This window comes from Streptococcus macacae NCTC 11558 (assembly GCF_000187995.2).
GTDB classification, from domain to species: Bacteria; Bacillota; Bacilli; order Lactobacillales; family Streptococcaceae; genus Streptococcus; species Streptococcus macacae.
The window spans coordinates 1764346-1786476 of record NZ_AEUW02000001.1 but is presented as its reverse complement, the minus strand read 5'-3'; the positions used below and the strand labels follow the sequence as shown (position 1 = coordinate 1786476).

Here is a 22131-nt window from a genome sequence, read left to right as displayed (position 1 = left end):
GCTTCTTTACTTCTTTATTTGTTAACATTCTATGCTTATTTTTTATAAGCATAGGTAAAGTCAACATTTAAACCTGTAGAATTACGAATCAACCCTTTGATATTAGGATTTTGCAGCGTTTTGGAAGCACTAAAATAGAGCGGATTAATATTGGCTTCATCCAGCAAAGCTTTTTCGGCTGTTTTATAATCATCTGCTCTTTTCAAAGGATTTAAAATATCAGTTGTCGTTGCTTTATTATAAGCTTGATTATAGGCAGAGTTTAAAAAGCGGCCATTATTTTGCGGCGAATCCTCTGTAAAAAGAGCATAAAAAGTTGAACCTTCAGGATAATCACCGCCCCAGGTGGTCATCATGATATCAAAGTTATGCATTTGTGAATCTTGAAGGCGCTGTTTAAAAGGAACATACTTTTCTTCCACAGTCAGACCTGAAAAAGACTTTTCCCAAGACCCCTTAATATAATCAAGACCAGATTTGGCGATTGGGGAGTCTGCATCGGATGTAATAGACAAGGTCACGTGGGTCTCATTAATTTCTTTCAAACCTTCCTTAAATAACTGTCTCGCTTTATTGATATTATACTCATAACCTGGTGCAACGTAATCCGATAAATCTTGGTTGCCTACTTTAGCTAATTTATATGGTACAATCCCTGTTGCCGGCCTGGAACCTGTGGGAACTGCTGTATTCACAAAGGCTTGGCGATTCGTCGCATAATTTAGAGCCTGACGGATTTTTTTATTGGCTAAAGCTTTATTAGAGCCAGTCTGATTGTATTCCATATAGGCAGTAGCTGCACTAAAAATGTTAATAGCGTCCTTGTTAGCCTTATTAGCCTTATAAAGAGCCGCTGTATTAGAAATATTAGCACTATCTAGATCCCCGCGTTTATACATTTGCACTGCTGTATCGGGCTTTTTAATCGTTTGAATATTGATAACTTTGGTCTTAACCTTGCCTGCGTTCCAATAATGTTTATTTTTTTTCAATTTAAAATTACCATTTGTCCCATTCCATCCTGAAAGGGTATAAGGCCCAGAATACAATTGACTGTCTGCATTGGTTCCGTATTTTTTACCGATCTTATTTATAAAAGTTTCTTTTTGCGGCATAAAACTTGTAAAAGCCAGAAAATAATGCATTTGCGGCGAAGGTGATTCTAAATTAAAAATAACTTTATTTCCTTGAGCTTTAACACCTAAAGCGTTCAGATCCTTTATTTGACCATTATTAATCGCTCTAGCATTTTTAACATGTGATTCAATTGCAAGTTTGGAATACTCAGAAGCTGTTTTAGGATTAACAATACGTTTCCATGAATACACAAAATCTTCAGCAGTGATCGCACTGCCATCTGACCATTTAATCCCTTTACGAAGTGTAGCGACATAAGTCAAGCCATCCTTTGACACTTCCACTTTAGAGGCTAAATCAGGCACTGGCTTTCCCTTATCATTAATACGAAGCAGATTGCTTTGTGAATTACCAATGGCTATTCCAGACTGAACATCTGTACTTTTTGAGATATCAAGAGTTGCAATCTCTTCTGGAAAATACCAGTTAATCTCATACTTTGACGAATTGATATTAAAACGGCCACAAGCTGATAGAATGAAAGCCAGTAATAATACAGCTCCACCCAAGCTAACGCATTTCCTCATTTTCTGTTTGTTTATCATATCGTTCCCCTTTATATGATTGTAAAATAGCCTGAAAATAGTTAATATTATCCTATCTTATTTTACATCTTTTAGCAAGTTTACAAAGAAAAATCTTTCGGCTTTTCTTTTTACAAGAACCAAAGTTAGCTCCATAAAATTATGCTATAATATTTCTTATGATGAAAAAGTTTCTATTTCTTTTATTGATAGCATTTTCTTTCATTAGCAGCAGTGTCAAAGCAGAAGAAACTTTTAATGCCGCTGCCAAACATGCTATTGCTGTTGAAGCTAATACTGGTAAAATACTTTATGAAAAAGATGCTAATAGTTCAGCCGCCATTGCTTCTATCACCAAAATTTTAACTGTTTATATGGTTTATAAAGAGATCCAGTCAGGTGACTTATCTTGGAACAGTAAAGTAAAAATATCAGACTATCCTTATCAATTAACTAGAGATTATGATGCCAGCAATGTTCCTATGGAAGCTAGAAGATACTCTGTAAAAGATTTGGTCGAAGCAGCAATGATTGCTAGTGCTAACAGTGCAGCTATCGCCTTAGCTGAAAAAGTCGGCGGTACAGAACCTAAATTTGTTGATATGATGACCAAACAGTTAAAAGAATGGGGAATCACTGATGCAAAACTTGTTAACGCTTCTGGTCTTAATAACAAAACTCTAGGCAAGAATATCTATCCTGGTTCTAAATCCGATGATGAAAACATGATGAGTGCCAAAGATGTTGCTATCATAGCAAGACATTTGATACAAGATTTTCCTGAGGTTCTCAAAATAAGTCAAAAAACAAGTGCTGATTTCTCAGGAACGAAAATGGAAACATATAACTATATGCTCCAGAACATGCCTTATGCACGCGAAGGAGTTGACGGACTTAAAACAGGAACCACTGAATTAGCCGGAGCATCATTTGTAGCGACTTCAAATGAAAACGGCATGCGCCTCATTTCTGTTATCCTAAATGCAGATAATTCTAACAATGATGAATCCGCTCGTTTTAAAGCTACCAATGATTTGCTTAACTACATCAATAAAACCTATGAATTAACAACTCTGATTCATAAAGGAGAAAGCTATAAGGGCAGTAAGCTTAAGGTTACTGATGGCAAAAAAGCATATGTTACTGCTGTTGCTCAAAAGGATTTTTCAGTTGTCCGCAATAAATCATCTGATAAACAAAATGTGCTAAAAATTATTCCTGCCCAAAAAGAAATTTCTGCAACTGTCAAAAAAGGACAAACTATTGCAAGAGCGTCCTTAGAAGATAAAAATACAATTGGTCAAGGTTATCTTGAATCTCCACCTCATGTTAAACTAATTGCTCAAAAAGAAGTGAAGCGCAGTTTCTTTTTAAAAGTATTGTGGAATCATTTCGTTAAATATGTCAATAAAAATTTATAAACGATAAACGGCTAAGACTAAAAACTATACTTGCTTACTGATGTATAGAGGATGTCTTAGCATTTTTTATGGCCTTCACGTTAAGATACCTTTTTACTGATCGCTAAACTTTACTTTTTTTCTGCTATACTGATATATAAATAAAAAAGTCTTAGAAAGATTGCTAAACCATTCTAAAACTTATATATTTCTATTAACCAACCGAGCCTTCCATCTCATAGGAAATCAGGCGATTAAGCTCAACCGCATATTCCATCGGAAGTTCCTTGGTGAAAGGCTCAACAAATCCCATAACAATCATTTCTGTAGCTTCTGCTTCTGTTAAGCCGCGGCTCATGAGGTAATAAAGCTGTTCTTCTGAAATCTTAGATACTTTAGCTTCATGTTCCAAAGCGACTTGTGAATTATGAATTTCATTAAAGGGAATCGTATCAGATGCTGATATATCATCCATAATAATAGTATCACATTCAATATGACTAACAGATTTTTGGGATGACTTATTAAAAGACACTTGTCCACGATAATCTACCTTGCCCCCACCCTTAGCAATGGATTTGGAAACAATAGAAGAACTGGTTCGCGGAGCATTGTGAATCATCTTAGCTCCTGTATCCTGATGCTGACCGCGATTGGCAAATGCAATAGATAACATCGTACCGCGCGCCCCTTCACCATCAAGATAGACAGATGGGTATTTCATGGTGGTATGCGCACCAAGATTGCCGTCAATCCACTCAACAGTTGCGTCTTTTGCTGCTTTGGCTCGTTTGGTAACCAAATTGTAAACATTATCTGACCAGTTTTGAATGGTTGAATAACGCATATAAGCACCATCAAGTGCAAAAATTTCAACAATAGCAGCATGTAGACTAGCCGTTGAATAAGTTGGGGCTGTACAGCCTTCCACATAATGTACGCTGGCCCCTTCATCAACAATAATCAGGGTTCGCTCAAACTGGCCCGTCCCCTCATTATTGATACGGAAATAGGTCTGCAAAGGAATGTCCACTTTAACACCTTTTGGCACATAAATGAAAGTTCCGCCTGACCAAAAGGCTGAATTTAAGGCAGCTAATTTATTATCAGTTGGCGGCACCAATTTAGCAAAATATTTTTTGAAAAGCTCTGGGTATTCTTTTAAAGCAGAATCGGTATCTGTAAAGATAATACCAAGTTTATCATATTCATCCTTCATATTATGATAAACAACTTCTGATTCATACTGAGCCGATGCACCGGCTAAGAAAGCACGTTCTGCTTCTGGTATTCCCAATTTTTCAAAAGTTTCCTTAATCTGCTCTGGTACTTCATCCCAAGAACGAGCAGGTTTATCAGTTGGTTTTTGGTAATAAATAATATCATTAAAATCAATGCCTGATAGATCTGGACCCCAGTCCTGCATAGGCATTTTATAAAATGCTTCCAATGATTTAAGGCGAAAATCCAGCATCCATTCTGGTTCACCTTTGATGCGAGACATTGCTTCAACAGCCTCTTTCGTTGGTCCCTTACCAGTTGAGGCAATTGGTTTAACATCATCATGGAAACCAAATTGATAATCACCTAAGTCAATAGGCTGCGGTTGTATTTTTTCGATTTCTGACATAAAAGCCTTTCTTTATTGTTTTTGTTCTTCTTGTTCAATCGCTTTTTTGAGGGCATTCCATGCCAGAGTTGAACATTTGATACGTTGCGGAAATTTAGAGACTCCCGCAAGAAATTCTGCATCTCCTAATGCTTTTTGACGTTCATCTTTTTCACCCTGAACCATTTTTGAAAAGATTTCTGCCAGTTCAAGGGCTTCTTCTTTAGTCTTGCCAATAACGGCATCTGTCATCATGCTTGAAGAAGCTGTAGAAATCGTACAGCCCTCCCCTGCAAAGGCAATATCTGATATTGTATCACCATCAAATTGAACCGATAAGCTGATGACATCCCCGCAGGTAGGATTATTTAAATTAATCTGTTTGACATCTTCTAAAAAACCATGATGATGCGGATTTTTAGAATGATCACTGACAACCGCCATATAAAGACTATCTAATTTAGAGAGTGCCATTAAAGAACTCCTTTGTTTTAAAAATTGCTTCTATTAATTTATCACAATCTTCTTTTGTGTTATATATGTAAAAGCTTGCACGTACTGCTGAATGAATACCTAAATAATTGATCAAGGGTTGCGCACAATGGTGGCCTGCACGTACAGCTACGCCTTCATAATCAAGGGCCGTAGCGACATCATGAGGGTGAAGGCCATCTAGATTAAAGGCAATAACGCCTGTATGCTTAGCAGTATCAGCCGGACCATAGACAGTTAATCCCCTTATTTCCTGTAATTTGGGTAAAACATAATCTACTAATTCCTGTTCATGAGCATGTACTTGTTCCATTCCCAATTTTATGAGATAATCAATAGCCTCTCCAAAGGCAATAGCTCCAGCAATATTAGGTGTTCCTGCTTCAAACTTCCAAGGCAGCTCCTTCCAACTAGCTTCATGCTCATACACAAAATCAATCATCTCACCGCCAAACTCAATAGGAGACATTTGCTCAAGTAATTTTTCCTTGCCATAAAGAACACCGATACCAGTAGGAGCTAGCATTTTATGACCTGAAAGGGCAAAAAAATCACAGTCTAAATCCTGAACATCAATAGGCATATGCGGTACTGACTGAGCCCCATCAACAACTACATACGCACCATAGCAATGCGCTAGCTCTGCAATCTCTTTGACAGGATTGATACAGCCTAACACATTAGATACATGCGCTAAACTAACAAATTTTGTTTTAGCAGTCAGCTTATTGTTAAAATCTTCTAGATCGAGCTGACCATCTTTGAGATAAACATAGACAAGTTTTGCTCTCTTCCTTCGACAAGCTTCCTGCCAGGGGATAAGATTAGAATGGTGCTCCATAATTGAAATCAGGACTTCATCTCCCGGTTGCAATACCTGTTCAGCAAATTTCGCTACCCAATTGAGAGCAGTCGTTGTTCCACGCGTAAAGAGGATTTCTTTGACTGATCCAGCGTTAAGAAAATCTCGGACCTTGCCTCGGCTAGCTTCATATTTGGCTGTTGCACGTTCAGCCAAAGTATGGACACCGCGATGAACATTGGCATTATCCTGCTGATAATAATCATTCAAACAAGCTAAAACTTGCTGTGGTTTTTGCGTAGTAGCAGCATTATCAAGATAAACTAAAGGTTCATCATTGATATCCTGTTTTAAAATAGGAAAGTCTTGTCTGATTTTTTCACTATCTAATATCATTATCTTATCTCTTATCCAATTTTTCATCCAAGACAGCAATCATCTCGTCACGCACAGCTTTAACAGGAATTTCAGTAATAACCGTTCCAAGAAAACCCCGGATAACTAAGCGTTCTGCTGTTTCTTGATCAATTCCTCTGCTCATCAGATAGTACATATCTTCTGGATCAACTTGACCAATAGAAGCGGCGTGTCCTGCTGTTACTTCATTTTCATCAATTAAAAGAATAGGATTAGCATCACTTCTGGCTTTATCCGATAGCATAAGTACGCGGCTCTCCTGCTGAGCATCTGCTCCTTTAGCTCCTTTGATAATATGGCCGATACCGTTAAAAGTTAAGGTCCCGCGTTCTAAAATCACCCCGTGCTGCAAAATATGGCCTACTGAATTATTTCCATAATTAGTCACACGAGTATCTACACCTTGTATTTGACGTCCGCTGGAAGCAGCGACGACTTTAAGCTCTGCATGGCTGGCATTTCCAATTAGGTCACTGTCAAAATCAGCAATGACATTTCCTTCATTCATAACCCCTAGAGCCCAGTCAATAGAAGCATCATCTTCAATACGCCCGCGGCGGCTAATGTAGGTAGTCACATTTGCACCTAAGCGATCAATAGCTGCAAATTTCACTTGACTTCCTGCCTGTGCAATGACTTCTACAGTGATATTAGCAGTCGCTTCAACAGAGGATTCTCCTAGGGTTTCAAAACGTTCCAAGTAATTAATTTTTGAATGACGTCCAGCTATAATTAGAATATGTTTATTGAAAGGAACATCGCTACTGCTGTCTTGGTAGAACATTCCCTCAATAGGAAAATCAACTTCAATATTATCGGGGACATAAAGTACTGCACCGCTGTTGAAATACGCTGTGTGATAGGCTGATAATTTATCTTCATCGGGCTTAACAGCTGTCGTAAAATATGTCTCCACGATTTCTGGAATTTCTGCCAAAGCTGAGTAAAAATCTGTAAAAACCACTCCCTGACGAGCAAGCTCTGCAGGTAAACTCTCTAATACTGTTTGCGTTCCTACTTGGATAAGTCTTGCTCCTTCTCCAAGCTCTGTAAAATCAGGAATATTGGCAGAAATTTCACTTTCTGCAATCGTCCCATCTCCCAAATTCCAACGCTGAAATTTAACACGTTCAATTTTAGGAAGAGGCAGCTCCTCTATTTTATCAAAACTATCCAAACGAAGACTTCTAAGCCATGCGGGCTCCGCTTTTTTTTGCGAAAAAGTTAAAATAGTTTCTTGTGTCATTTGTTACTCCTTTCAATTCTATCAGAAGTTACAAATCAGACTTCTTCATTATATTCAAGACCAAGTTCTTCAGCAATCTTAGCATAGCCTTCTTTTTCAAGACGAGCCGCTAACTCTGGTCCACCTGAAAGGACAACACGTCCTTCCATCATCACATGCACAACATCTGGTGTAATATAATTTAAAAGACGCTGATAGTGCGTAATAATCATAGCCCCAAAGCCTTCTCCGCGCATGGCGTTAACGCCCTTTGAAACTACTTTAAGAGCATCAATATCAAGTCCTGAATCAATTTCGTCAAGAAGAGCAAAAGTAGGTTCAAGCATCAGCAATTGTAAAATTTCATTGCGCTTTTTCTCTCCGCCTGAGAAGCCTTCATTAAGATAGCGTTCTGCCATTTCCTCCTTCATTCCTAGCAACTCCATTTTGTCATCTAATTTCGTAATGAAGTCTCGAACAGACACTTTCTCATCATCTTCTTTGCCGGCATTCATGGCTGCACGGATAAATTCAGCATTGGTAATACCCGGAATTTCAGATGGATACTGCATGGCAAGAAACAATCCCAAACGAGCTCGTTCATCAACTTCCATTTCAAGAATATTCTCACCATCAAACAAAACCTCTCCTTGAGTCACTTCAAAAATAGGGTTCCCCATAATGGCTGCTGATAGAGTAGATTTCCCAGTTCCATTTGGTCCCATAATGGCTGCAATTTCTCCCGTTTTCAAGGTGAGGTTAACACCCTTTAAAATTTCTTTATCTTCAATAGAAACATGAAGGTCTTTTATTTCTAGTACAGACATTGTACTCTCCTTTCCTCTTGTTAATAATCATTATAACAAAAAAAGTCCAAATGGACTTTCTTCTTGTTTTAAATATTATTTTTTATTCTTTTTACGATACTTAGTGATTACTTCCTGACGGTAATCACTGTTGCCAATAAAGGCTAGGAGCTTAAAAAGCGGTGTCCTTTTTGGTCCCCAAATTTCTAAACTTTCAATAAAAATTTCTAAGGCAAAAGCAACACCAGCCATCAGTAAAATACCTCCCAAACGACTAGATACATTCAACAATAAAGAAACTAAGGAGAAAAACATCGCAATGCCATAAACAACCAATACAGCTCCTCTATGTGTAAAGCCAAGTGCAAGAAGCCTATGGTGCAAATGCATATTATCAGGTTCATAGAATTTTTTACCCGACAAGGTCCGTCTAATAATAGCAACAGCTGTATCAACGATTGGAACACCTAAAACAATGATAGGTGTTACCACTGCTACAGCAGTAGCATTTTTTAACCCCTGCAGTGATAAAACTGCTATTAAAAAACCTATAAATAAAGCACCTGTATCCCCTAAATAAATAATTGCAGGATGATAATTGTAAGGAAAGAAACCGGCGATAGCAAATATCAGAACAAAAATGGTCATCGTCAAAAAAATATCTGTCCCAAATAGGAAAAAATAAGAAATCAAGCCCATTGTTGTCAGACTAATGATGGAAACACCACTGACAAGACCATCTAAACCATCAATAAGATTCACCGCATTAGTAATAGCGACAACCCATAAAATTGTTAAGAGAAAGCTAAGCCATGGATCAAAATGAAGCATAGGCCCGCCAAAGGGAATTTTAAAACTATCAAACCGAAAATCTGTCAAAAACCAAATTAGGACAGCTCCTATTAAAATACCTAATAGTTTTAATCTAGCAGACAGCTCATAAATATCATCAATAAACCCTGTAACAGCAATAACTAAGGATCCTAAAACAACAGGTAAAATATAGTCAAAGTAAGATTGCCCCCAAATATGGGTCTTTAGAATCATAGGCATAAAAACTAAGGTGGACAGGGTAAAAGAAATGACAATGGCCAAGCCCCCTGCACTTGGCATAGGAACTTTATTTATTCTTCTAGCATTAGGCTTATCCACTGCACCGATTCTAAAAGATAAAAATCTTACTAAAGGCGTTAAAACAAGAGACAGCAAAAAAGTTGCAATGAGTACAAGAACGTATTTCAGCGTAAGCGGCATTATTTACCTCATCCAATCATTTGTAATTCTTTTAAGGCATCTGACACCATGATTTGAACGCCATGCTCTAAGAGATAGGCACGTGTCTTTGTTCCCTTATCAGCATGTTCCAGCATCTTTGCAAAGATTAAATCGGCATAATAATCAGGTTTATTTTCAAGATTCAACAAAATAGTCATATGATAAGCATCTTGCGACTTAAAAAACTCAGAAGCTTCTACCTCATAATCTACTGTTTTGGCAAAATTTACTGCTGATTGGACATTAGGAAAATCAAGAACAAAATGGATATAATCCAAATTTTCTCTTTCTTCAGGCTGCTCCTTGTCAGCACTCTCTTCATCTTGCTTTTCAGCTTCCGCCAGCCTGTCAAGCGCTTCTGCATCCCCTTTTTCACGCATCGTCTCTTCTAAAGTTTTAAAAAAATCTTCCGGTGACATTTTTGAAATATCCTCAAAATCTGATAAATCTTCGAGATTGAGGTTTTTATTGATCTCTGATTTCGTCACAAAAACATCAATTCTATCATTTCTTGGTGTCACCCTAAAGCTCAGCATACCGCTGTCTTTAAAATTCTCCGGCAGCTCCAATTCATCCATAACAGCATAGAAAAATTCTTCTGTTTTTTCTTGCGGAACTAAAAAATCTTTTAATTCCATTCCTCTTTCTTCTAAATCTTCCATACTGATAGTGATTTTTAGTGTTGTCTCACTGATTTGTTTCATTTTCATTGTTATTACCTCTTTGCGAGTAGTCAATTCATTATACAGAAAAAGCCGTTATTTTTCAATTTTAAAGAAACAAAAGGAAGGAAAAATACCATTCTTTCAAAGAAATGAATTCTAACTTCTTTTTTCAGCCCAACAAGAAAAAAGCGGAATTAAGCTCTCATAAATATTATCTTTTAAGAAAAACTTAAAAAATGAAAGTTACTAACCAATAAGCAATCAAGAGCAGACCAAGACCGATACGATACTTTCCAAAGAAAGTAAAATCATGGTTTTTAACATAATCGGTTAAGAAACGAATAACATAAAGGCTGACAGCAAACGCCGTTACCATAGCGACTAATAAAATCAAAAATTGACTGCCCATTAAAATAGTTCCTGATTTCACAAATTTATAAATTTTATACAAACTAGCTCCAAACATAATAGGAATGCCAAGGAAAAATGTGAATTCTGTTGCTACTTCCCGACTGGTTCCTACTAAAATACCACCAAGAATCGTTGCTCCTGAACGGCTGGTTCCTGGAATTAAGGATAACACCTGAAAGAGGCCAATATAAAATGCTGTCTTATAGGGCATACGTTCAAGACTGGTTATTTGAGGTTCAATGTTTTTATGGCGCTTTTCAACATAGATAAAAGCAATACCATAAACAATGAGCATAATAGCCACAGGAACAAAATATTGAAAATGAGCATCCAACCAATCATTTAGCTTCAAACCTATTACTGCTGCTGGAAAGGCTGCAATAATAACCTTAGCCCACAGCTGCCAAGTGATTTGTACTTGGCGCGCTGTTTTTCCCCTTTTAAAGGGATTTAAGCGGTCAAAATAAGTCACAACCACCGCTAAAATGGCACCCAGCTGTATAACAACATTAAACATATTAGTAAAGGCTGCATTTGCATTCTTAAACTTGATAAATTCCTCAACTAAAATCAAATGTCCAGTGCTGGAAATTGGCAGCCACTCTGTGATACCTTCTACAACACCAAAGATAATAGCTTTTATAATTTCAATGATAAGCATTTTTTCTCCTTTATACCTGATTATCAAAACTTAAACTTTTATCAGCTGAATAAAGCAAGCGCAGGCAAGATTTTTTAGAAGGCACCGCCTCCGCCGCCTCCGCCGCCGCCAGAAAAGCCGCCGCTGCCTCCTGAACTGCCAGATGATACTGAAAAATTAGAAGCACTTGTGGCAGTCGATGTATAGGTTGATAAATAAGCAGTTGACAGTCCTATATAATAACTAGAATTAACATCAAGATAAGTCGTCATTTGTGGATTTTCAAGTTCAATACGATTCAGTTTGAGATAGTTCTGGATACGCTCTGCATAGCCATAGAGAGTAGCATAAACCAAAATACGGTTCCAAACGATAATCCCTTCCAGCTCAACTTTATCAAATTTTTTAATATCTCGGATCATATTCTCAAAAGAATCCCAACCCTGCTTTAAACTTAGGCCTTCTTCAGTAAGAATACCCGAAACCTTGTAATAGTCATCCTTTGTATAATAGGAAACACAGAAAATAAGAGACAAAAGAACTATTAAAGCATTGACTCCTAAGCCTAACCAGTAACCTTTGACCAAAGCAAAAATCCCTAGTCCAAGAGCTGAGAGAAAAGAAAGAACAACAAATAGATAAGCAAGGCCTAATAGTCTCTTTTCTTCTTTTGTCCTTTGCCTATGAACACTCACCAATCCCAATTCTTCAATCTTTTCTTCAATAGCCTTATCTAAACTGTCCATACGGCCTTTAAATAAGTCAAGAATTTTTTGGCCACGCTGGCGTACCTCAGTTTCACTGCCACCCTTAAAGATACTTTTATCCACTTTATAATCTGCAAAAGCACTGTCAATAGGCATATTTTCCTTACCGTAAACAAAGGTAAGAAAACTCTGTTCATAAGCTTCTAGCTTATTTGGATCCGAAACAACAAAGGAAGCTTGATCATCTGAGATTAAAATTTTTCCTTGATCAACTAAATCTAAAATACCAGCTTGTATTAGTTCTTTAAAGCCTAAGTCATAACGCTTATGTTTTGATGCTAAAGGAGACAATTCTTTGACTTCTAAACCATAGACATAACGCGCTAAAACAAGAGGAGGTAAGTCTTCTGGAGGTGCAAATAAATGCAGCCGCTTAGAAGTCTTCTTTTGTCCAAGGACACTCTTCCAAGTCAAATACAAAACAAGAGAAATCAGCAAAAGCATAAAAATAGCTAATGGCAGAATGCCTCCAACAAGCAGCGGATAGAATTTCTGCCTTTGTGCAATTTTCTTTTCTAAAGCTTGAAATTTCTGAAGCTTCTTGCTTGAGGAGTCACTAGCAGCAGTAAAATCTGAACGCTGCCAATAAGCATGCAATTCTAAAGGTTTACCTTCGCCCAAATTATTCAGACTAATACGATACTGATTCCCTTTTCGGCTAACTTGAGGTTGTTTTTTAAAGTAGCCTGTATGAGCGTACAATTTACTGTTAGTCAAAGAATCTGTCGGTCCTTTCACTGTTAAAATAACTTTTTTTAAGGAAGTTTCCCAATCACTGACAGGCTTCCAGTTCAGCTCAGCAATATCAGAATAAAGCTTTGTCACATGGTGCAGCTTCCACTTTACAGATAAGACAACTCGATCACCGCTTTTGCCGCCATTATAGACTTTAACACGATAGCCTTTTGACACTTTCTCCACCTGCCTAGTAATAGAACGTGGTTTCAAATTGCCCTTTTGAACTCCATAGGCACTGACTTCAGGGTTTCTGTCTACCCTAAAACCCTTAGGAACATTGCCTGCTGTCCCTAGCGTTACATATTGACCATTGTAAGCAGAGTCAAAATCATAGACAATGTCCTGCTGAAATGTAGCTGTATTATCTTGATGCAAAGTCAATTTTCCTTTATAAAGACTGACGCTATACTCTATATCATCTGCCTGTACAAGGTTTGTTGCCAGTAAAGAAAAACAAAGTATTAAACAAGCTAGAATTTTTTTCATTCTTTTCCCTCAATTTTGAAAATTTCATACTTATTTTATCATAAATTCCCCCATTGAAGATACCTTTTTCTTATTAACGCAATAATATTGAAATACAGTTCTTTTTACTGTAAAATAATTAAGAAAAAATGAATACAGGAGTCTCTGATGAAAAAGACATTTTTTACCTGTTTTGCAGCTGTATTTATGCTTTTTATAGGCATATCAAGTGCTCAAGCAGATGATTATTTACGTATTGGGATGGAAGCAGCCTATGCTCCTTTTAACTGGACTCAAAATACCAACAAAAACGGAGCTGTTAAAATTGAAGGCACTTCCCAATTTGCCAACGGCTATGATGTACAGGTGGCTAAAAAAATTGCCAGCTCAATGAATAAAAAGCCATTAATTGTCAAAACAAAATGGGATGGGCTTGTACCTGCTCTGACCTCAGGTAAAATTGATATGATTATTGCCGGCATGAGCCCCACAAAAGAACGTAAACAGCAGATAGCCTTTTCAGACCGTTATTATACAAGCGAGCCTGTCTTAGTTGTGCGCAAGGACAGTAAATATGCTAAGGCCAAGAAATTGGCAGATTTCTCAGGTGCTAAAGTAACTTCCCAGCAAGGGGTTTACCTTTATAACCTCATCAGCCAAATTCCAAATGTTTCTCAAGAAACTGCTATGGGAGACTTTTCTCAAATGCGCCAAGCATTAGCTTCTAATGTTATTGATGCTTATATCTCAGAACGCCCTGAAGCTATTTCTTCAACCAAAGCCAATCCAGATTTCAAGGCAATTTCTTTAAAGAAAGGGTTCAAAGTTGCTGATTCTGATGTTGCTATCGCTGTTGGTATGCGTAAAGGTGATACACGCATCAGTCAAGTCAATGCCAGCCTTGCCCACTTTCCTTTAAAGGAGCAATTAGCTCTCATGAACAGGATGATTCCGCTCCAGCCTAGTCAAGATAAAAAGAACGATACAGAAAAGAAATCTGGATTTTTCGATCAAGTTCTTAAAATTCTGCAAAATAATTGGAAAGCTCTTGTACGCGGTACAGGTATCACCTTGCTTATTTCCATTATTGGTACAATCGTCGGTTTAATGATTGGCCTTCTCATTGGTGTTTATCGCACAGCACCTAAAGCTTCAAATATCGTTCTTGCTTGGCTGCAAAAAATCTTTGGCTGGATTTTGAATATTTACATTGAAGTCTTTCGCGGAACTCCTATGATAGTACAAGCCATGGTTATTTATTACGGTACAGCACAAGCTTTTGGAATTTCACTTGACCGCACACTGGCAGCTATCTTTATTGTTTCTATCAATACTGGTGCTTATATGAGTGAAATTGTCCGTGGCGGTATCTTCGCAGTCGATAAAGGACAGTTTGAAGCTGCAACAGCACTTGGTTTTACACATGGACAAACCATGCGCAAAATTGTCTTACCGCAAGTTATCCGCAATATTCTGCCAGCAACCGGCAATGAATTTGTTATTAATATCAAAGATACCTCTGTACTGAACGTTATCTCTGTTGTAGAACTCTACTTCTCAGGCAATACTGTCGCTACACAGACTTATCAGTATTTCCAAACATTCTTTATTATTGCTGTTATTTACTTTATTTTGACCTTTACAGTAACCCGCATTCTTCGTTTGGTTGAAAGAAAAATGGATCAAGACAACTATACTAAAATTGAAGGGGACGCAGATTAATGTCAGATACTATTTTAGAAATTAAGCATTTAAAAAAATCATTTGGAAAAAATGAAGTTCTTAAAGATATTTCTTTGACCGTCAAAAAAGGAGAAGTTATTTCCATTATTGGCTCTTCGGGATCAGGTAAGTCAACTCTCTTACGTTCTATAAACCTCCTTGAAGAACCAACGGACGGCCAAATCCTCTATCATAAACAAAATGTTTTAGAAAAAAATTATGATTTAACTAAATACCGGGAAAACCTAGGAATGGTTTTTCAGTCTTTCAATCTTTTCAATAACCTCAATGTTCTAGAGAATGCTATTGTCGCTCAAACAACTGTTCTCAAGCGCCATCATGCTGAAGCTGAAAAAATTGCTCAAGAAAATCTTAACAAAGTCGGTATGACCGAACAGTACTGGAAGGCTAAGCCTAATCAACTGTCAGGGGGACAAAAGCAACGCGTTGCTATCGCACGTGCCTTATCTGTTAATCCAGAAGCAATTCTCTTTGATGAGCCGACTTCTGCCCTTGATCCCGAAATGGTTAATGAAGTTTTAAAGACGATTAAAGATCTCTCTAAATCAGGATTAACCATGCTTATTGTTACTCATGAGATGGACTTTGCTCGTGATGTATCAGATCGCATTATTTTTATGGATCAAGGTCTTATTGCTGAAAGCGGAACACCTGAACAAATCTTTGAAGCTCCTAAGGAAGAGCGGACAAAAAGCTTTCTGCAGCGTTTTTTGAAATAAAGCAAGTCTCTTTCTCTTAACTGACAAGATTGAACAAGATCGCTTTTATTTGTCATAAATCTTTGCTGCCCTAACGGTCTTTTACCCTTTCCTTTTTACTGTATAAATAAGTCAAGATAAAATGAAATCACTAAGTTTACAGGCCTGTGGGAGTTGGAATGCTGCGCTCCCGCAGTTTTTTTAGTTGAGTTAAAAAAAGTATAAGTTTTCTTAGTTATAATATAACATCATCAATTAAAGGAGGGCTGGCCATGATTACTCATCAAAAATATGACACAAAAAACCTGTTAATTGTCTTTTTCTCCTTTATCCTTTCAAAATGGTTTTATGACCACTTTCTAATCAGTTACTCACACTACATCTCTAATTATGGTCTTAGTTTTGCTTTGGGGCTTAATATCATCATTACCTTCATCTTAACGTATTTTACCTATGTTTTTCTAAAATTTTGTCAGACACGGCAAATACAAAATACAACTATCATTAGCTGCTACATGGTTTATGGTTTAACGCTTATCTATCTTCTTTTCTTAAAAAACATTGGCAGTCAAGGACTAATACTTAATCCGCTTTCTTTTATTAGGGATATAAGTCACGGAAGCCGATTCGTTCCTTTCATGAATCTAGTTATGTTCATCCCCCTAGGCTTTCTTTTTTCACTCACAAAGTTAAACCTCAGTTTAACCTTGTTAGGGCTTGTACTAATAGAAAGCTGTCAATATGTTTTTCATTTAGGTGTTCTTGACTTAGGCGATATTACCCTCAATTTGCTCAGTATCATAATCGGCAGCTGTTTCCGCTATACCTATTTAAAAACCTGGATCCAAAATCACATTATCAACAAAGAAAACCAGATTGGCAAATAATAAGATTGCTTTAAACATAAAAGAGAGTGAATGCGCAGCAATCATGGCTGTCTGTCCCACTCTCTTTTATCACGGCGAAAAGTCTCGTTTGGAGCTCGCTTTGCTCGCATAAAAAGGGTAATTGATCAGCTAAATAGATCCTGCTTAAGCAACAGTTCATTGGCCTTAAAGCAACTTATGAACTGTGCAGAAGGGAAATTCTAGGCTGACTAATGTCAACAGAAATTCACCCAACTCCTTATGTCCTTCAAATAACTGAAAAAAATCAAAGAGGCCAAGAACTTTGGTTCCAGCCTCGTTTTGATAATTCACTTTATAAGGCTCAAATTTTTATGATTACAGACATAAAGTTTTATGTCTGTATTTTTTGTTGATATCAAAAATATTTAAAGAATTTTTCTTGACAAGTGAGTATCCACTCACTATAATATAATTTGTATGTAGGTGAGTAATTAATCACCTATCAAAGGAGGTCCTTATGGAAAAACTATTAGCTCTGCAAAATCTTCAAAAAAGCTTTAATCACCAAATTGTTCTCAAGAGTATTAATTTTAGTTTAATAGCTGGTGAAATTGTTGGCTTAATTGGCCCATCTGGTGCAGGTAAATCAACCCTGATTAAAACGATGCTTGGCATGGAAAAAGCAGATGAAGGAGAGGCTCTTGTTCTCAACCATCATATGCCAAACCGGCATATTTTAGGCGAAATTGGCTATATGGCACAATCTGACGCTCTCTACGAAACACTTTCTGGTTTCGAAAATATGGTATTTTTCGCTCAAATGAAAGGTTTAGCTAAAGCAGAAATATCTACAGCCATTGATCATGCTGCCCAACTTGTTGATTTATCTGAACACCTTAACAAAACAGTCGCAAGTTATTCTGGGGGAATGAAACGACGTCTGTCTTTAGCGATTGCACTTTTAGGAAATCCTCGCCTTCTTATCCTTGATGAACCAACTGTCGGCATAGATCCTGCTCTGCGGCGAAAAGTATGGCAGGAGTTGCGCCAACTAAAAAAAGAAGGAGTTGGACTGTTAGTGACGACACATGTCATGGACGAAGCTGAATTAACAGATAAAGTTGGCTTGCTGCTAGATGGTAACATCATAGCTTTTGACAGTCCTGCTAAGCTAAAAGCAAATTATGGCGCCCATTCTATTGAGGATGTTTTCCTAAAAGCAGAAGGAGAATTAGTATGAAAATTTTAGCCATATCAAAAAAAGTAATAACAGAACTATTGCGAGATAAGCGATCATTAGCCTTACTGTTTATCGCTCCTATTTTTATTATGTGGCTTTTAAATCTTACTTTCTCTGCTAGTACAGATACTAATGTGACACTAGCTTCTGTTAGAGTCCCAAGCAGCATTACAAAGTCATTAGATCATACTAAACACATTCAGATTAAAGTATACAAAAAAGAAAAACTTGCTAATAAAGCTTTGAAAAAAGAAAGGGTTGATGCAGTCCTCGTCTATAAAGATAGGAAAAATTATAGCATTACTTATGCTAACACAGATTCCAGCAAAACTAATCTAACCCGTCAGGTTATTAAAAATACTCTGAAACAAAACCAAATTCAAGAATTAATCCAAAACCTCAAAAAAGCCCAGCAAGAAAGCGCCAAAGCAGCTCAGAAGGCACAAGCTCAAATTGCTGGAAACACTGCTGTTCAAAATCAAACAGTTAATAACAGCCCTAAAAGCAATCAAACCAAACAGATTCCTACAAAACAAAGTCAGGCAAACCTTTTTGAAAATTATGTTTATGGCAACAAAAATACTACTTTCTTTATTAAAATGATACCAATCTTGATGGGATTCTTTGTTTTTTTCTTCGTCTTTCTTATTTCGGGCATGGCTCTACTGAAAGAACGCACAACAGGAACACTTGACCGTCTCTTAGCCACTCCAGTCAAACGCTCAGATATTGTCTTTGGTTATATGCTATCTTATGGCATGATTGCAGCACTTCAAACTGCCGTTATCGTTTTTTCAACAATTTGGCTTTTAAACATAGAAGTTCTTGGCTGCATTGGAGACGTCATTGCGGTCAATATCCTCTTTGCCCTTGTTGCTCTGTCATTTGGACTATTACTGTCAACCTTGGCACAGTCTGAATTTCAAATGATGCAATTTATCCCTCTTATTATTGTTCCGCAAATATTTTTCTCAGGCATTATTCCCTTAGGCTCTATGGCAGATTGGGTACAATCTTTTGGAAAAATTCTCCCTCTCTATTATGCTGGACATGCTTTATCTCAAATTATTCTGCATGGTACTAGCATTTTCGATCTAAAATCCGATTTATTTGTTCTCTTTCTTTTCTTAATCATCTTGACAGTTCTTAATATTATTGGACTTAAACGTTATCGCAAGGTATAATGATAGTAAAATAAATGTGAGGGGAAGTATGGAAGACAATAATATTTTACACAACTATCAAGACTGGTTAGAGCATCACAAAATGCCCGCTGGAAAAAAGAAGACATTGATTGCTGCTATTGAACTCTTTTCTCAGCAAGGCTATAGCGGAACTTCCACAGCTCAAATTGCAAAAAAAGCTGATATCAGTCAAGCTACTATTTTTAAATACTTTAAAACCAAAAGCGATCTGTTATCGGAAATTATGCAGCCCATGATCCCCGAATTAAAAAGGGCTTTTCTTCCCCAATTAAAAACGTATACCCATCTAAAAGAGGCTATCCATTTCATCGTTCAGGATCGTTTTCAGTTTTTAGCACAAAATGCTGATCTCATTAAGATTCTCATACAAGAAGCTCTCGTAAACAAAAAGTTGCGAAATACCCTTCTCGTTAATATTCAATTATCTATCACAAGTGATCTTGTAGATTATTGGCAGACACTGAAACAAAACAACCCTCAAATTAACCCTGATTTGACTGAAATGGAGGTCATTAGAACCAATGTTGGTTTGCTTTTTGCCTACTTTGCCCAACGCTTTATTTTAAATATAGCCAGTTCGTCTGAAGAACAGGATTTAAAATTAATTGAAAAACAAATCTTAACTTTTTTAACAACTTAAACATTAGCGCTGCACAAAAAGTTCCCAGCTTTTACGAATAAAAGCTGGGACTTTTATTATGGATTTATTTGATAGACAGTCCTACATTAAACCAATTCCTTAATTTGCCTTTAAAGCAGATAAGACCTGTGTGCGCATGTCCTCTGCTCCTTCTGGACTTGCCGGAAGAAAGATAGAACTATTGCCATGCTGAGCAAATGTATTGAGGGAATCCAAATATTGATTGGTCAAAAGAATAGACATTAATTGTTCTTCTGATAAAGACACATTCGCTCCCTTTAGTTCTAAAATTGACTCTGCTAAACCATCTACGATAGCTTTACGTTGCTGGGCAATACCTACACCATGAAGACGGTCTTTTTCTGCTTCAGCCTCAGCCGCTGTAACAATTTTAATCTTATCAGCATTAGCTAGTTCCTGAGCAGCCACACGTTTACGCTGAGCAGCATTGATCTCATTCATAGACTGCTTCACTTCAGCATCTGGTTCAACCTTTGTAATTAAAGTTTTAACAATAACATAACCATAGGTTGACATTTCTTCAGCCACTTGATGCTGAACTTCAAGAGCGATTTCATCTTTTTTCTCAAAAAGCTCATCAAGCGTTAATTTAGGAACAGATGAACGTAAAGCATCTTCAATATATGATTTAATCTGGGCTTCAGGTTTCATCAGCTTATAATAAGCATCCGTTACATTTTGCTCGCTAACACGATACTGAGTAGCTATATTAAGTGTTACAAAAACATTATCTTTGGTCTTTGTCTCTACAATAATCTCTGTTTGCAGCAAGCGCAGCTGGACACGTGCTGCAATTTTATCAATACCAAAAGGCAGCCGTAGATGGATACCACTGGTTGAGGTTATTTGATATCGGCCAAACCGTTCGATAATAGCAACGGTTTGTTGCCGCACAACATAAAGACCGCTTGAAATAAGAATAATGGCAAACAGTAAAACGAGGCATAAAAAAATAAAAATTCCCATAGCTAAAACTCCTTACTTTTATTATTTTTTCTACATTATAAACATAAACCTTCTGCTAACTGCTAACTGCTAACAAGCGCAATTTAGACCAACATATTATAGAGACTCTCATTGCCATGAAGATTAATATAGCTTGGATCAAAAGCCCCTAAGCGCTCAATCAAGCCTTGATAATCATTTTTATCTGATAAGGTAATACCAATCAAAACGGGGCCAGTCCCTTTATTAGCACGCTTAATATACTCAAAACGCGTAATATCATCATTTGGTCCCAAAATATCATTTACAAATTGGCGTAGAGCTCCTGGCCGTTGAGGAAAATTAACGACAAAATAATGTTTGACACCATCGTAAATAAGGGCTCGCTCCTCCATTTCCTGCATTCTGTTAATATCATTATTTCCTCCAGAAACAATACAAACGATTGTCTTACCCTTAATTTCTTCCTTCATTCCCTCTAATGCTGCAATACTGGCAGCTCCGGCAGGCTCAGCAATGATGCCTTGACGAGAATACATATCAATCAAAGTTTCTGATATTAAACCTTCATCAACACCAATAAGCTGATCTACTTTTTGACGGGCCACCTCATAAGTCTTTTCACCAACTCTTTGGACAGCAATACCATCTGCAAATTTATCAATTTTTTCCAGTTTTACAGGATGTCCCTTATCAAAAGCAGCTCGCATGCTTCGGGCTCCCATAGCCTCCACACCAATCACATTGATTTCAGGAGCAGCATCCTTGATGTAAGTTGCCACACCAGCGATAAGCCCTCCGCCGCCAACAGGAACAATAATACTATCAAAACTGACATTTTCTTCCTGTGCTTGTTCATAAATCTCATAAGCTACTGTCCCTTGGCCGGCTTGGACATTTGTATCGTTAAAAGGATCAATAAAAGTCATTCCTTCAGATTTAGTGAAATCCTGAGCAGCCTGAGCAGAAGCATCAAAAGTATCGCCCACTAACTTAATCGTCACAAATGAGCCACCAAAAAATTGAACTTGAGTAATCTTTTGGTGCGGTGTGGTAACTGGCATAAAAATGGTTGCGGGAATTTTCATTTCATTGCAGGTATAAGCAACGCCTTGTGCATGATTTCCAGCACTTGCACAAACCACACCTCTAATCTTTTCATCATCTTTTAATTGCGAGATAGCATAGTAAGCTCCGCGAATTTTAAATGAACGTACCTTTTGCATATTTTCACGCTTTAAATAGATCGTTGCCCCATATTTCTCCGACAGATAACGATCAAAATCAAGCGGTGTCCGAACAACAACATCTCTTAAAATGTTATTGGCAGCAACAACATCTTTAGCTGAAATCATAATGGCCCTCTTTTTCAAAATATTCTATCTATTATTGTAACAAAAAAAGCTCAAAAGTTTAAT

19 protein-coding genes are annotated in these 22131 nt (G+C 37.2%); 7 read left to right on the top strand and 12 right to left on the bottom strand.

All coding sequences use genetic code 11. The annotated features are described in order from the left end of the window. Positions 1-35: 35 nt before the first annotated feature. Positions 36-1682, bottom strand: a complete 1647-nt coding sequence (locus tag STRMA_RS08615; protein ID WP_040841659.1) for a peptide ABC transporter substrate-binding protein — start codon at positions 1680-1682, stop codon at positions 36-38. 161 nt (positions 1683-1843) lie between these two features. Between STRMA_RS08615 and pbp3 the strand changes: the two genes are divergently transcribed. After that, positions 1844-3082 (top strand): D-alanyl-D-alanine carboxypeptidase PBP3, encoded by a 1239-nt coding sequence (gene pbp3, locus STRMA_RS08610; protein ID WP_040841908.1) that lies wholly within the window; start codon positions 1844-1846, stop codon positions 3080-3082. 193 nt (positions 3083-3275) lie between these two features. Here the strand turns inward: pbp3 and sufB are convergent, their stop codons facing one another. The 9 genes from sufB to STRMA_RS08565 all read right to left on the bottom strand — a co-directional run bounded on the left by sufB (position 3276) and on the right by STRMA_RS08565 (position 13394). Continuing rightward, positions 3276-4691, bottom strand: a complete 1416-nt coding sequence (sufB, locus tag STRMA_RS08605; protein ID WP_003080326.1) for a Fe-S cluster assembly protein SufB — start codon at positions 4689-4691, stop codon at positions 3276-3278. A gap of 12 nt (positions 4692-4703) precedes the next feature. Next, positions 4704-5144, bottom strand: coding sequence for a Fe-S cluster assembly sulfur transfer protein SufU (gene sufU / locus STRMA_RS08600; RefSeq protein ID WP_003082216.1), 441 nt, complete (start codon positions 5142-5144; stop codon positions 4704-4706). Continuing rightward, on the bottom strand, positions 5131-6360 hold the full coding sequence (locus tag STRMA_RS08595; protein WP_003079905.1) for a cysteine desulfurase: 1230 nt from the start codon (positions 6358-6360) through the stop codon (positions 5131-5133). The genes sufU and STRMA_RS08595 overlap by 14 nt, the downstream gene beginning before the upstream one ends. A 4-nt stretch (positions 6361-6364) precedes the next feature. After that, positions 6365-7627, bottom strand: coding sequence for a Fe-S cluster assembly protein SufD (gene sufD / locus STRMA_RS08590; protein ID WP_003081781.1), 1263 nt, complete (start codon positions 7625-7627; stop codon positions 6365-6367). Between the two features lie 35 nt (positions 7628-7662). Next, a complete protein-coding gene (sufC, locus tag STRMA_RS08585; RefSeq protein ID WP_003080743.1) occupies positions 7663-8433 on the bottom strand; it encodes a Fe-S cluster assembly ATPase SufC in 771 nt (256 codons plus the stop codon). 75 nt (positions 8434-8508) lie between these two features. Further along, positions 8509-9669, bottom strand: a complete 1161-nt coding sequence (locus STRMA_RS08580; RefSeq protein ID WP_040841657.1) for a glycosyltransferase family 4 protein — start codon at positions 9667-9669, stop codon at positions 8509-8511. Between the two features lie 5 nt (positions 9670-9674). Beyond that, complete coding sequence (gene mecA / locus STRMA_RS08575) at positions 9675-10397, bottom strand: adaptor protein MecA (RefSeq protein WP_003080418.1); 723 nt, start codon at positions 10395-10397, stop codon at positions 9675-9677. 184 nt (positions 10398-10581) lie between these two features. Further along, entirely contained in the window at positions 10582-11424 is an 843-nt protein-coding gene (locus STRMA_RS08570) for an undecaprenyl-diphosphate phosphatase (RefSeq protein WP_003078591.1), read from the bottom strand. 74 nt (positions 11425-11498) lie between these two features. Then, positions 11499-13394 carry a DUF2207 domain-containing protein gene (locus tag STRMA_RS08565; RefSeq protein WP_003082365.1) on the bottom strand — a complete coding sequence of 632 codons (1896 nt, stop codon included), beginning with the start codon at positions 13392-13394 and terminating at the stop codon, positions 11499-11501. A gap of 147 nt (positions 13395-13541) precedes the next feature. Here STRMA_RS08565 and STRMA_RS08560 point away from each other — a divergent pair, with 147 nt between their 5' ends. The 6 genes from STRMA_RS08560 (at position 13542) to STRMA_RS08535 (ending at position 19747) form a co-directional block, all read left to right on the top strand. Continuing rightward, positions 13542-15095 (top strand): ABC transporter substrate-binding protein/permease, encoded by a 1554-nt coding sequence (locus STRMA_RS08560; protein ID WP_003080093.1) that lies wholly within the window; start codon positions 13542-13544, stop codon positions 15093-15095. Further along, positions 15095-15835: an amino acid ABC transporter ATP-binding protein gene (locus STRMA_RS08555; RefSeq protein ID WP_003081843.1), complete on the top strand. Its 741-nt coding sequence runs from the start codon at positions 15095-15097 to the stop codon at positions 15833-15835. The genes STRMA_RS08560 and STRMA_RS08555 overlap by 1 nt, the downstream gene beginning before the upstream one ends. 251 nt (positions 15836-16086) lie before the next feature. Continuing rightward, entirely contained in the window at positions 16087-16701 is a 615-nt protein-coding gene (locus tag STRMA_RS08550) for a VanZ family protein (protein ID WP_003079505.1), read from the top strand. 478 nt (positions 16702-17179) lie between these two features. Next, positions 17180-17902: an ABC transporter ATP-binding protein gene (locus STRMA_RS08545; RefSeq protein WP_003081071.1), complete on the top strand. Its 723-nt coding sequence runs from the start codon at positions 17180-17182 to the stop codon at positions 17900-17902. Beyond that, complete coding sequence (locus STRMA_RS08540; protein WP_003079409.1) at positions 17899-19086, top strand: ABC transporter permease; 1188 nt, start codon at positions 17899-17901, stop codon at positions 19084-19086. Before STRMA_RS08545 ends, STRMA_RS08540 begins: the two co-directional genes overlap by 4 nt. Before the next feature lie 28 nt (positions 19087-19114). Further along, a complete protein-coding gene (locus tag STRMA_RS08535) occupies positions 19115-19747 on the top strand; it encodes a TetR/AcrR family transcriptional regulator (protein ID WP_003081095.1) in 633 nt (210 codons plus the stop codon). A gap of 99 nt (positions 19748-19846) precedes the next feature. Here STRMA_RS08535 and STRMA_RS08530 read toward each other — a convergent pair whose 3' ends face one another. Beyond that, the gene (locus STRMA_RS08530; protein ID WP_003078846.1) at positions 19847-20734 is read right to left on the bottom strand and encodes an SPFH domain-containing protein; all 888 of its coding nucleotides are present in this window, start codon (positions 20732-20734) and stop codon (positions 19847-19849) included. Between the two features lie 83 nt (positions 20735-20817). Beyond that, a complete protein-coding gene (gene ilvA, locus STRMA_RS08525; RefSeq protein WP_003079636.1) occupies positions 20818-22068 on the bottom strand; it encodes a threonine ammonia-lyase IlvA in 1251 nt (416 codons plus the stop codon). Positions 22069-22131 lie beyond the last annotated feature (63 nt).

Bases quoted from the DNA above. Each gene is read 5' to 3' on its own strand.
- STRMA_RS08615 (WP_040841659.1), bottom strand. From the start codon at position 1,682: ATGATAAACAAACAGAAAATGAGGAAATGCGTTAGCTTGGGTGGAGCT.
- pbp3 (WP_040841908.1), top strand. From the start codon at position 1,844: ATGAAAAAGTTTCTATTTCTTTTATTGATAGCATTTTCTTTCATTAGC.
- sufB (WP_003080326.1), bottom strand. From the start codon at position 4,691: ATGTCAGAAATCGAAAAAATACAACCGCAGCCTATTGACTTAGGTGAT.
- sufU (WP_003082216.1), bottom strand. From the start codon at position 5,144: ATGGCACTCTCTAAATTAGATAGTCTTTATATGGCGGTTGTCAGTGAT.
- STRMA_RS08595 (WP_003079905.1), bottom strand. From the start codon at position 6,360: ATGATATTAGATAGTGAAAAAATCAGACAAGACTTTCCTATTTTAAAA.
- sufD (WP_003081781.1), bottom strand. From the start codon at position 7,627: ATGACACAAGAAACTATTTTAACTTTTTCGCAAAAAAAAGCGGAGCCC.
- sufC (WP_003080743.1), bottom strand. From the start codon at position 8,433: ATGTCTGTACTAGAAATAAAAGACCTTCATGTTTCTATTGAAGATAAA.
- mecA (WP_003080418.1), bottom strand. From the start codon at position 10,397: ATGAAAATGAAACAAATCAGTGAGACAACACTAAAAATCACTATCAGT.
- STRMA_RS08570 (WP_003078591.1), bottom strand. From the start codon at position 11,424: ATGCTTATCATTGAAATTATAAAAGCTATTATCTTTGGTGTTGTAGAA.
- STRMA_RS08565 (WP_003082365.1), bottom strand. From the start codon at position 13,394: ATGAAAAAAATTCTAGCTTGTTTAATACTTTGTTTTTCTTTACTGGCA.
- STRMA_RS08560 (WP_003080093.1), top strand. From the start codon at position 13,542: ATGAAAAAGACATTTTTTACCTGTTTTGCAGCTGTATTTATGCTTTTT.
- STRMA_RS08555 (WP_003081843.1), top strand. From the start codon at position 15,095: ATGTCAGATACTATTTTAGAAATTAAGCATTTAAAAAAATCATTTGGA.
- STRMA_RS08550 (WP_003079505.1), top strand. From the start codon at position 16,087: ATGATTACTCATCAAAAATATGACACAAAAAACCTGTTAATTGTCTTT.
- STRMA_RS08545 (WP_003081071.1), top strand. From the start codon at position 17,180: ATGGAAAAACTATTAGCTCTGCAAAATCTTCAAAAAAGCTTTAATCAC.
- STRMA_RS08540 (WP_003079409.1), top strand. From the start codon at position 17,899: ATGAAAATTTTAGCCATATCAAAAAAAGTAATAACAGAACTATTGCGA.
- STRMA_RS08535 (WP_003081095.1), top strand. From the start codon at position 19,115: ATGGAAGACAATAATATTTTACACAACTATCAAGACTGGTTAGAGCAT.
- STRMA_RS08530 (WP_003078846.1), bottom strand. From the start codon at position 20,734: ATGGGAATTTTTATTTTTTTATGCCTCGTTTTACTGTTTGCCATTATT.
- ilvA (WP_003079636.1), bottom strand. From the start codon at position 22,068: ATGATTTCAGCTAAAGATGTTGTTGCTGCCAATAACATTTTAAGAGAT.